This window comes from Micrococcus sp. KRD012 (genome assembly GCF_017168555.1).
Classification (GTDB): domain Bacteria; phylum Actinomycetota; class Actinomycetes; order Actinomycetales; family Micrococcaceae; genus Micrococcus; species Micrococcus luteus.
The window spans coordinates 34,869-45,214 of sequence record NZ_JABFBB010000005.1; the positions used below are offsets into that span (position 1 = coordinate 34,869).

Annotated in this window: 10 protein-coding genes; 1 reads left to right on the forward strand and 9 read right to left on the reverse strand. The window is 76.6% G+C overall.

Going from position 1 to position 10,346, the window contains the following annotated elements:
• The 4 genes from J1M37_RS03300 to J1M37_RS03315 form a co-directional block, all read right to left on the reverse strand.
• Positions 1-563: GNAT family N-acetyltransferase (locus J1M37_RS03300; RefSeq protein ID WP_206452096.1), on the reverse strand; the 563-nt coding region annotated here is incomplete at its 3' end.
• A gap of 117 nt (positions 564-680) precedes the next feature.
• Positions 681-1,580, reverse strand: a complete 900-nt coding sequence (locus J1M37_RS03305) for a DUF6707 family protein (protein ID WP_241246372.1) — start codon at positions 1,578-1,580, stop codon at positions 681-683.
• A gap of 2 nt (positions 1,581-1,582) precedes the next feature.
• A complete protein-coding gene (locus J1M37_RS03310; RefSeq protein ID WP_036316089.1) occupies positions 1,583-2,122 on the reverse strand; it encodes an NUDIX hydrolase family protein in 540 nt (179 codons plus the stop codon).
• A 56-nt stretch (positions 2,123-2,178) separates the two neighbouring features.
• Entirely contained in the window at positions 2,179-3,306 is a 1,128-nt protein-coding gene (locus J1M37_RS03315) for an NADH:flavin oxidoreductase/NADH oxidase (protein WP_036339859.1), read from the reverse strand.
• A gap of 125 nt (positions 3,307-3,431) precedes the next feature.
• On the opposite strand from J1M37_RS03315, the gene J1M37_RS03320 reads away from it, so the two are divergent.
• Positions 3,432-3,755: a hypothetical protein gene (locus J1M37_RS03320; RefSeq protein ID WP_036339857.1), complete on the forward strand. Its 324-nt coding sequence runs from the start codon at positions 3,432-3,434 to the stop codon at positions 3,753-3,755.
• A gap of 12 nt (positions 3,756-3,767) precedes the next feature.
• On the opposite strand, the gene J1M37_RS03325 is transcribed toward J1M37_RS03320, so the two are convergent.
• The 5 genes from J1M37_RS03325 to J1M37_RS03350 all read right to left on the reverse strand — a co-directional run.
• Positions 3,768-5,963, reverse strand: coding sequence for a hypothetical protein (locus J1M37_RS03325; protein ID WP_206452091.1), 2,196 nt, complete (start codon positions 5,961-5,963; stop codon positions 3,768-3,770).
• Positions 5,964-5,965: 2 nt separating this feature from the next.
• Complete coding sequence (locus tag J1M37_RS03330) at positions 5,966-6,571, reverse strand: VTT domain-containing protein (RefSeq protein WP_206452092.1); 606 nt, start codon at positions 6,569-6,571, stop codon at positions 5,966-5,968.
• Positions 6,568-7,614 carry a pseudouridine synthase gene (locus J1M37_RS03335; protein WP_206452093.1) on the reverse strand — a complete coding sequence of 349 codons (1,047 nt, stop codon included), beginning with the start codon at positions 7,612-7,614 and terminating at the stop codon, positions 6,568-6,570. The genes J1M37_RS03330 and J1M37_RS03335 overlap by 4 nt, the downstream gene beginning before the upstream one ends.
• Positions 7,615-7,660: 46 nt before the next feature.
• Entirely contained in the window at positions 7,661-9,865 is a 2,205-nt protein-coding gene (locus J1M37_RS11400; protein ID WP_342345106.1) for a sugar phosphate nucleotidyltransferase, read from the reverse strand.
• Between the two features lie 14 nt (positions 9,866-9,879).
• On the reverse strand, positions 9,880-10,346 hold a 467-nt coding region (locus J1M37_RS03350), incomplete at its 5' end, for a VOC family protein (protein WP_206452095.1).

The window sequence follows — 10,346 nt, forward strand, 5'->3', positions numbered from 1 at the left end:
GCCCAGGGGCGGGCGTCGGAGGCCCACGGCAGGGGACGGACGCGTTCCTCGGGCAGCGGGTCCGCGGCCAGCCGGCCGTAGAGGTGCACGTCGAGCCGCCGCCCGCCCGCGCGGAGGCGGCCGCGCTGCGTGCCTTCGTGACGGAGCCCGGCGGCCCGGGCGACGGCCCCCGCCGTCGGGCTGTCCGCCCGGTGGGCCAGTTCGATCCGCTCGAGGTCGCCCTCGGCCAGTTCGGCGCCCGCCACGGTGGTCGCCGCACGCGACATGATCGCGTCCCCGCGCCAGCCCTGATGCAGCCAGGCGGTGAGCGCGCCGGTGCCGTGCGCCTCGTCGCGCACGACGGCGACCAGGCCGATCAGCGTGTCCGTCCCGCGCTCCACCACGGCGACGGCGTCCGTCCCCTCCGCCTGGACCAGTCCGTCGACGTAGGCGCGGGCGGAGGCGTCGTCGGTGACCTCTGCGGGGTCGGCCATGCCGACGGTGCCCGCGTGGAAGGCCGCCAGGACGGCGGGCGTGCCCGTGGCGCGGAGGGGGCGGAGCTGGGCGGGTGCGGGGCCGGTCATGCCGGGAGCACAGCCCCGACTGGGGCTGGGAAGTGAGGTGTGCCACACGAGCCGCACCCCGGAGGGCGTGTCAGCGGGGACGGGGCCGGCCCTCGACGCCCGTCCCGCGGCCGGACCTCACCGGCGCGTGGCGGCCTTCGCCTCGAGCTCGTCGGCGAGGGTGCGCAGCGTGCCGAGCTCCCGGGCGATCCGGGAATCCAGGTCGGCGTCAGTGAGCGTCTCAGACCCGCCGCGGGCGCGCAGGTACAGCAGCTGGTCGAACCGGGCGCGGCGCCACTGATACTCGGCCTCGGCGTCGCGGGCCTGCAGGGCGCGGGAGATCTCCCGGTCGTAGAGCGGCGGCTCGTTGAGCTGGCGCTGGCGCACCTCGAGCACCCGGGCCGCCCGGCCCGGCTCGGAGGGGACCTCGTCCGCCTCGAGCAGGCGCCGACCGAGGTTGGCGGCGGCGATGTGCTCGCCCTCCTCGCGCAGGATCAGCGACGCCAGGGACAGCGCGGCCTGGATGGACTTCCACCGCCCCACGGCCCCGTCCCACGGCAGGTTCGTCAGCAGGCCCAGGGTGGCCAGCGTGCCCTCGGTGTCCTCGTGCAGCAGGTAGAGCCGCTCGGCCATGCCGAACACGTCCTCCAGCTGGGAGCCGGAGCGCAGGTTCAACCCGTGGGAGAGCCGGGCCGCGGTGGCGGTCAGCTCGGTGTCCTCGAGGTGGCGCTTGCCGACGGCGACGATCCGCTCCTCGGGGGACCCCGCGTCCACGGGGGAGAAGGTGGTGTCCGGGACGGCCCTGCGCTCCTCCGGGCGGTCCGTGCGGACCCGGATCACGGAGCCGTGGGCGATCCTGACCTCCCGGCCGCCCTCGAGGGTGGCGATCACGAGCGCGGGGGTGCCGAAGTCGTCCCGCATCACCCGGGTCGAGGCCACGGGCGGGGCGGGCTCGCCGCGGCGGGTCAGGAAGCTGTCCCCGGGCTGCACGTCCTGGGACTTCAGATGGCGGAGGTAGCCGCCGACGACCGGTGCCATGCTCAGCGCCCCCATCCCACGTGGGCGAGGGCCTGGCGCACCAGGTCCCCGCGGCCACCGATGAACTCGGCCTGGATGTCCTCGCCGAGGGCCTCCTCGGGGGTGAGCCAGGTCAGCTCGAGCGCGTTCTGGCGCGGCTGGCACTCACCCGTCACCGGCACCACGTACACCAGGGCCACGGCGTGCTGGCGGTCGTCCGTCAGCCCGGTCTCGGACGGCGCCGGGAAGTACTCGGCGACGGTGCAGGGGACCACCGACGGCGGCAGCTGCGGGAACGCGAGCGGGCCGAGGTCCTTCTCCAGGTGGCGCATCAGCGCGGCGCGGATGGTCTCCCGGTACTGGACGCGTCCGGAGACGAACGTCCGCTGGAACGTGCCGGTCTCGTCCGCCACGTAGAGCAGGCCGATCTCGGTGACGTAGCCGAGGGAGTCCAGCCGCACCGGGATGGCCTCCACATACACCATGGGCAGCCGGCGCCGGGCCTCGTAGAGGTCCTCGTCGGACAGCCAGCCCGGATTCGGGTCGGGGGTGCGCACGCTCATGGTTCTGTTCTACCGGAGTTCCGCGCCGGGGGCACACCGGGTCCCGCGTGTTCCGCTCACCACTTGGCTCGGAAGTACTGCCGGGCCATCGGCACCTGCTCCGAGGGGACGTCGAGCGCGAGGGCGGCCGCGGTCGGCCAGTTCGGGTTCGCCAGGGCGGCGCGGCCCACGCAGACGGCGTCGGCGCGGTCCTCGTCCACCACGGCCGCGACCTCCTCGGCGCCGGTCAGCGAACCGACGGCGGACACCACGATCCCCTCGGTGCCCTCCTTCACGGCGGTGGCCAGCGGCACCTGATAGCCCGGGCCCTGGGGGCCCTCGTAGGTGTCCCCGATGCCCGCGGAGGACAGGTCGAACCAGTGCACCTGCCCCTGCAGCTCCTGCGCCAGGCGGACGGTCTCCTCGATGCTCCAGCCGCCCTCGACCCAGTCCGAGCCGGAGATGCGGATGCCGAGGACCTTGTCCGCGGGCCACACCTCGCGCACGGCCGCCACGACCTCCTTGAGGAAGCGGGTGCGGCCCTCGAAGTCCCCGCCGTACTCGTCGGTCCGGGTGTTGGTCAGCGGCGAGAGGAACTGGTGGATGAGGTAGCCGTGGGCGGCGTGCAGCTGCACGGCGCCGAAGCCGGCACGGTCGGCGCGCTCGGCGGCGTCGGCGAAGGCCTGGACGGTCTCCCGGATCTCGTCCACCCGCATCGCGTGGGTGCGGATCTCCATGGAGTTGGTGGCCACGCCGGAGGGGGAGAGCGTCTCCCAGGAGTCGGGGCCCTCGAGGATCGGCTGCCCGGCGGGCGCGCCCGGGTGCATGGGGACGGTCGAGGCCTTGGCGCCGGCGTGGCCGAGCTGGATGGCGGGCAGGGCGCCCTGGGAGGCGATGAACTCGGCGATCGGCGCCCACGCGTCCCGCTGCTCGTCGTTCCACAGGCCGGTGTCCCACGCGGAGATGCGTCCCTCGGGGGTGACGGCGGTGGCCTCGGCCACCACGATCCCGAAGCCGCCGGCCGCGCGGGCGCCCAGGTGCTGGAAGTGCCAGCCGTGGGGGACGCCGTCGCGCGCCTCGCACGAGTACTGGCACATCGGCGGCAGGATCAGGCGGTTGCGCACGCGCACGCCGTTGATCTCGATCGGTTCGAAGATCGCGGGCACGGCGGGGGCGTCGGTCTGCGGGGTGGCGGTCTGAGTCATGCACCCCACCCTACGAGCGGGTCCGGACACGGGAGGGCTCGCGTCCGCCGCGGGCGGAAGGGCGGGCCGGCCCGTGCGACGAGAGAAGTCGTCACCGCTGCTGCGTCCACCCCTACCCTGGGCCCATGCCCTCCTACCGCGCCCGCCTGCAGATCGGCGACCTCCTGCCCGGCCACCGGCCCGAAGAGGTCATGGACCTGGCCGAGGCCGCCGTCCAGGCCACGCACGTGCTCGCGGCCAAGGACATCGAGGTCGTCGCGCGCGTCCCGCGGATCGTGCTGCGCTTCACGGTGCCCGGCTCGCACCGGGCCGGCGAGGACGCCGAGGCCGCCGAGGTGGCGCGGCGGATGGCGGAGGCGGTGTCCGGCGTCGCCGTGACGGGCCGGCTGGACGTGCTCCGGCGCGACGGCGGCCGGTGGGTCCCGGTGCCCGCTGGGCTCGGGCGCTGAACGGGGCCGGGCTCAGGCGCCGGCCGGGTGCGGCCGGCGGGCGGCGTCGCGCTCGATCTGGCGGGCCCAGGAGCGGCGCACGGCCGCGGCGGTGACCAGCAGCAGCGCCCCGAAGGCGGCCGCGAGACCCACCCACACGCTCTGCTGCGCCCCGAGCGGGCTGGGCAGCAGGCGGGGCAGGGCGAGGCAGAGCAGGGTCCAGGCCATGCCCAGGGCCACACCCATGCGGCCGCGCCCCCCGAGCACGAGGCGCAGGGCCGCCAGCAGCAGGGCCACCAGCACCAGCAGGGCGAGCAGCTCGGTCGGGAACCAGCCGACGTGCACACCCCAGGCGTGGAGGGCGGCGCCCACCGCGGTGGGCGCGCCGGCGAGGAGGGTGCCCAGCAGCACGCCGAGCGCGCCGTCCTCGGCCACCCGTGCGACGCGGCGGGCCGCCGGGCGTGCGCCGAGCCGCCGGACCACACGGAGCATGAGGACGAGGGCGAGCAGCCACGGGACGACGTCGAGGCCCCCGGGGGCCAGGACGGCCAGGGGGAACCACAGCGCCAGCGCCAGCAGGGTCCCCGCGACCGCGCCCCGGATGCGGCGGTGCCGCGGCGACGCGCCCTGGCCCCGCCCCCACTGCCGCAGCACGTACATGCCGGTCAGCAGCCACAGCACCGGCCAGATCGCCGGGTGCAGCGGGGACAGTCCGAACACGCTCGCGCCAGGGCCGTGTCGGCCGTCGGCGGTGAGCGGGTACGCGCCGGCGTCGAGCGCGGCGAGCCCCGGGACGCGGCCGGCCAGACCGAGGCCCCACGCACCGGAGAGCACGAACAGCGCCCACACGACGCTCAGCAGCGCCTGGCCGCGTCGGTCCGCAGCGGTCGGTGAGCCGGCCGGCTCCTCGGGCGGAGCGGGGGTGTAGCCGGGGATCAGGGGCAGGGCGCCCGTGACCGGCCCCGCCGGGGAGTGGGCGATGGCCTCGGCCCGGACGGCCTGCGCCTTCGTGGAGAGTCGCTGCCGCCGCCGCCACTCGGGCAAGGCCACCCGGGCTCGGGCGAACAGCTCCTCATCGGTGAGCCGCTCTTCCGGGTCGGACAGCAGCGGCCGGTCGGCGGCGGCCGGGAAGACCTCGGGGCCCTCGAGCTCGCGCGCGGCCCGGGCGAGCGCGCGGGACTCCCGCTCCTCGTGCTCGCGGCGGCGGCGGGCGGCGTCCTCCGCCGCGCGGCGCTCGGCCTCCCGGGCGCGGTCCTCGAGGAGCCGAGCCTGGGCGAGGGCGCGTTCGGCGTGCAGCACGGTGTGGGCGCGGACGCGGGCGGCCTGGCGACGACGTCGCTCGGCCTCGCGGCGGGCGGCCTCCTCTGCCTCGCGACGGCGCCGCTCGGCCTCCTCGGCCCGACGGCGCCGCTCGGCCTCGACGCGTTCGGCCTCGAGGCGACGGCGTTCGGCCTCGGCCGCCTGCCGACGGCGCTCCGCCTCCGCCTCCGCCTCGAGCCGGAGCCGCTCCCGCTCGGCGAGCGCGGCCTCCTCGCGGGCCCGCCGCTCCGCCTGCACGCGGGCGCGCTCGGCGGCGACCTCCGCCTCCCGGCGGCGCCGTTCCTCCCGCTCCCGGCGGCGGGCGTCCGCCTCGGCGGCGGCACGGGCCTTCTCCTCGGCCGCCACCCGACGGCGCCGCTCGGCTTCACGCCGACGGCGCTGCTTCTCCTCCTCGCGGCGGCGGCGGGCCACCCGCGCGGCCTGGGCCCGGCGGGCCTCCTCGTCGAGGCGGGCCCGCCGGCGCTCCTCGGCCGCAGTGCGGCGGCGTGCGGCCTCCGCGGCCTTCTCCGGGTCCCGGCCCGGGGCGGGGAGGATGCGTTCGACCGTGCCGACGAGCGGGTCGGTGAAACGGGCGAGGTCCGGGCTGCCGAGGCGGTCCAGGATCTCGCTGAGGTCGCGGCGTGGACGCTGCTGGGCGGGAGCGCCCGGGGTGCGCAGACGGTCCATGGCGCGGTGCACGTCCGCGCGGCGGTCCTCGCGCACGCGGCGCTCGGCGGCGGTCTCGGGTCGGCCCGAGCGCAGGGCGCGCTCGTGACGGCGCAGATCGCGGCGGGAGATCTCCCCGGGCGCGGCCAGGGCGCGGCGAGGGCGCGCGGCGGGAGCACGCGTCGAGTCGTCGTCGGGACGGGGCGCCGAGGCGCCCCGGAGGCGCTCGAGGGCGGCGCGGGACTCGGAGGACGCGTCCTGCATGCTCACCCCTTCCGGCCCCGGCGACGGTGGGCCATGATCCCCGCGATCATCAACCCTGCAAGGGTACCGAACACCATGCCGACCATCGCGGACGCCCACCACGGCAGGCCGGTGGCCCGGCCGGTGATCCAGCCGAGCCCCACCATGGACGAGGACCACGCGAGCGAGCCCGCCCCGGACAGCCACAGGAACACGGGCCAGCGGATCCCGCCGATCCCGGCCGCCGCCATCGACGCCGTCCGTCCGCCCGAGACGAACCGCAGCACGGACAGCCCCGCCAGGCTGCCCGCCGGGCCCACCCGCACCAGCAGGCTCCGGATCCCCCGGTGGATCCGCCGCCACCACGCCCAGCGGTCCAGGCGGTCGGCGAGGCCGTGGCGGAACAGCGCGTAGAGGCCGACGTCCCCGGCCCAGCAGCCCAGCCACGCCGCCAGCACCGCGGCCACGGGGGAGACCCGGCCCTCCACCGCGAGCGCCCCCGAGCCGATGACCACCACCTCCGACGGGACGGGCGGGATCGGGGCGTCCAGGGCCACGAGCAGCGCGGTGAGCGGGTGGAACCACACTCCGAGCGCGTCCAGCAGGCCGGCCGGGTCCCCGCCCGTCACCGCGGTCGCTCCTGCAGCTGGGCGGGGGAGGTGAACTCCCGCTCCTCGCCCGTCACCGGGTCCGTGAAGCGCAGCGACCGGGAGAGCAGCTGCAGGGGCCGTGTGACGTCGTCCGGGGCGAGGTCGAGCAGCTCCGGGTAGAACGGGTCGAACGCGATGCCCAGGCCCAGGGCGGCCAGGTGGATGCGCAGCTGGTGGGTGCGGCCCGTGCGCGGGGTGAGTCGCAGGTGCGCCACGCGCCGCCCCGCCAGCGTCCCGGCGGAGACGCCGACGCCCAGCAGCTCCACCCGGGACTCCGCGTTCGCCCCGACATGGGGCCGGTTCGACCGCCGGGTCCGCACCGGCGCGCCCGCCCGGCGTCCCGACGCGGCCGGCGGGATCTCCTCCACCACGGAGCGCAGGACCCCCTTGTCCTTGCGGATCCGGCTGCGCACGGTCAGCGGGAACCGCCCCAGGACGGGGTCGGCCGGGGCGCCGGGGCCGCGGGCGGCGTCGTCGGAGGCGTCCGGCAGGAGCGCCACGGCCTCGTAGGTCTTGGCCACGGCACGCCGCTCGAACAGCAGGTGGTAGGCGCCGCGGGTGGCCGGGTTCGCGGAGAACATCACGACGCCGGCCGTCGCCCGGTCGAGCCGGTGCAGGGGCACGAGGTCATCGAGGCCGAGCTCGTTGCGCAGCCGCACCAGCGTGGTCTCCTGGACGAAGCGGCCGCCCGGGGTGGTGGGCAGGAAGTGCGGCTTGTGGATGACCACGAGGTGTTCGTCGCGGTGCAGGAGCGTGTGCGTCACGGGCAGCGGGGCCTCGTCGGGCACGTCCCGGTAGTACCAGAGGTCGTCGTGCACGCCGAGCGGCGTCGTCGGCGTCAGTGCGGTGCCGTCCGCCGCCACGACCTCGCCGCGGGCGAAGCGCGCGCGGATGCCGTCCGGGTCCACGTGACCGAACCGGTGGAGCACGTAGTCCTGCGCGGTGGGCCAGCCGGAGGCGGGCAGGCGCAGGCGCGTGGCGTTGACGCCGTTGCGCGGGGGGAGGGGGGAGGGGCCGGCCACGGGCCCATCCTCCCAGCCCGGCGCGGCTGCGTCCGACCGGCGCCGCTCAGTCCGACCGGCCGGGCCGGCCGGAGCCGGTGGTCTCGTCCTCGGCCGGGCCGCGGTCCTGCGGGGTGAGCACCACGACCTCCTCGGCCGGCGCGGCGCGCCCCGTCACCTCGCGCGCCGGGACCGCCCCGCCGACGTCGACCACCACGGTGTCCAGCACCGCGCCCGCGGGGACCTCGCAGTCGCCGAGCAGGAGGCTGCCGCGCACCGTGGCGCCGGCCGCCACGACCACCCCGGGGCCGACCACGCTGTCCGAGACCTCGCCCTCGATCCGGCAGCCCGGGCTGAGCAGCGAGCCGGAGACGCGGGCGTCCGGGGCCACCCACGCCGGTGGCGCCTGGTGGGGGTTGGTGATCAGCGGCCAGCCTTCGGCGGCGACGTCCAGGCCGGTGCCCTCGAGGATCTCCCGGTGGGCGCGGACGTACGCGTCCAGGGTGCCGATGTCCCGCCAGTACCCCACGAGGCGGTGCTCCCGCACGCGCCCCCGCGCCACGAACGCCGGGATGATGCTCTCCCCGTAGTCGCCGAGGGAGGAGCCCACGGGGTCGCCGTCCTCATCGGTCTCACCCTCGTCCTTGGTGGCCGCCTCGTCCTCGCCCGCCACGAGGTCGCCGACCACCTCGGAGAGCGCGGCGACGTCGAACACGAACACCTCGGTGGCCACGAGCGTGCCCGCCGGGTCCTCCGGCTTGTAGGCGTAGTCGGTGACGGCGCCGTCGTCGCCCACCTGGACGACGCCGAAGCGCGAGGGGTCCTCGTCCGTCTCGGTGGTGACCACGGTGAGCTCGGCGCCGGAGCGGGCGTGCTCGGCCAGCACGGGGCGCAGGTCCAGCTGGTACAGGTGGTCCGCGGAGAGCACGACGACGGTCTCGGCGCCGAACTGCTCCAGCAGCGGCAGCTGCTGGGCGATCGCGTGGCCGTTGCCGCGGGCGAAGCCCTCCTCGGCGCGGCCCTGGGCCGGGGGCAGGATGCGCAGGCCGTGGCGGGTGCCGTCGAGATCCCACGGCCGGCCGCCGGCCAGGTGCTGGTTCAGCGTGAAGGGGCGGTACTGCTCCACGACCCACACGTCCCGCAGGCGCGAGTGGGTCAGGTTGGACAGGACGACGTCGATCAGCCGGTACTGGCCCGCCAGCGGCACCATCGGCTTGGCGCGGGCCGCGGTGAGCGGCATGAGGCGGCCGCCGGTGCCGCCGGCCAGCACGAGCGCGACGACGGCGCCCTCCGGGTCCTTCGGGAACGGGTCGGCCATGACTTCTCCTCGGGTCGGGGCAGGTTCAGCGTAGGGAGCGGGGAGGACACGCGGCCACCGTTCGGGTGCGTCCGGGTCAGCGCTGGCAGTGCGGACACCACCACAGCCGCCGCGCGTCGTCCTCGGGGGAGCCGTAGTCCTCCTGGCGGACGGGGCCGCGGCAGCGCAGGCACGGGGTGCGGTCGTGCCCGTAGACCCAGTACGACGGCGTCCGGCCGGGTGCCGTGCCGGGTGTCCGGCCGGGTGCCGTGCCGGGTGACGGACCGGCCGGGACCAGCACCTCGACCCCGAAGGGTCGCCCCGGGTTGGGACGCACGCCCGTGGTCCGGCGCCGGGCGCCCGTGGCGGGGGCACCTCGCCGATCGGCCGGTGCGGGTCGATGCCGGCCAGCAGGAGGGTCTCGCAGCGGTAGATGTTGCCGATCCCGGAGACGAGCCGCTGGTCGAGCAGGGCCAGGCCGACCGGCCGCTCGGGCCGGGCCGTGAGCCGCCGCACGCCCTCGGCGAGCAGCGCGGCGCCGTCGTCGGGCGTGTCCCAGGCCGGGTCCAGCAGGTCGGGGCCGAGGTGGCCGAGGACGGTGGCCTCGTCGGCGGTGGGCACGAGGGTGAGCAGGCCCAGCTGGGCGCCGAGCACACGGTGCTCCGCCGTCTCCAGCACCGCCCGCACCTGCCAGGCGGGGGCGCCCCACCGCGCGTCGACGGCCGAGACGAGCCAGCGCCCCTCCATCTTCAGGTGCGAGATCAGCGTGAGCGGCCGAGCCCCGGGGCGGGCCGTGGGCGGGGTCAGCCGCATCAGCAGGTACTTGGCGCGCGGCAGGACCTCGGCCACCGTCCAGCCGGTCAGGTCCGCGGTGGCGTGGCGGGGCACGCGCAGGTCCGCGTGCGTCAGAACCCGGCCCTCGAGCACGGGGCGGAGCCGGTGCGCGACGCGGACGAGGGAGTCGCCTTCAGGCACGGGCCGTCACCGGCTCAGGCCGCGTTGAGCTGCCAGGTCACGCCGAAGCGGTCCCCGACCCACGCGAAGCGGCGCGAGAAGCCGTAGTCGTCGGGCGGCATGCAGTCACGGCCGCCGCCGGCGATCAAGGCGTCGTGGATCGCGTCCACCGCGGTGGCGTCCGGCAGCTCGACGAACAGGCTGATGGCCGGGGTGAACGTGAACCCGTGCGGGGTGAAGGAGTCGAAGAACCGCAGCCGCTGGCCGGCGATCTCGAGCTCGCCGTGCAGGACCTTGCCCGCCCATTCGGCACCGCGCGGGGAGGAGTCGTCGAAGAGGTCCCGGCGGACCTCGGTGACCGGCAGGTATTCCACGAAGGCGGTGAGGTAGGCGTCCATGGCCGCACCGGCGTCACCCTCGAACAGGAGGAACGGGGTGACGGAGGGGTCTGAGGGATGCGGCAGGGAGTCCTCGAGGGCCTCGGGGGCGGGGGACGTGCCCG

Bases quoted from the DNA above. Each gene is read 5' to 3' on its own strand.
- J1M37_RS03305 (WP_241246372.1), bottom strand. From the start codon at position 1,580: ATGGCACCGGTCGTCGGCGGCTACCTCCGCCATCTGAAGTCCCAGGAC.
- J1M37_RS03315 (WP_036339859.1), bottom strand. From the start codon at position 3,306: ATGACTCAGACCGCCACCCCGCAGACCGACGCCCCCGCCGTGCCCGCG.
- J1M37_RS03325 (WP_206452091.1), bottom strand. From the start codon at position 5,963: ATGCAGGACGCGTCCTCCGAGTCCCGCGCCGCCCTCGAGCGCCTCCGG.
- J1M37_RS03310 (WP_036316089.1), bottom strand. From the start codon at position 2,122: ATGAGCGTGCGCACCCCCGACCCGAATCCGGGCTGGCTGTCCGACGAG.
- J1M37_RS03320 (WP_036339857.1), top strand. From the start codon at position 3,432: ATGCCCTCCTACCGCGCCCGCCTGCAGATCGGCGACCTCCTGCCCGGC.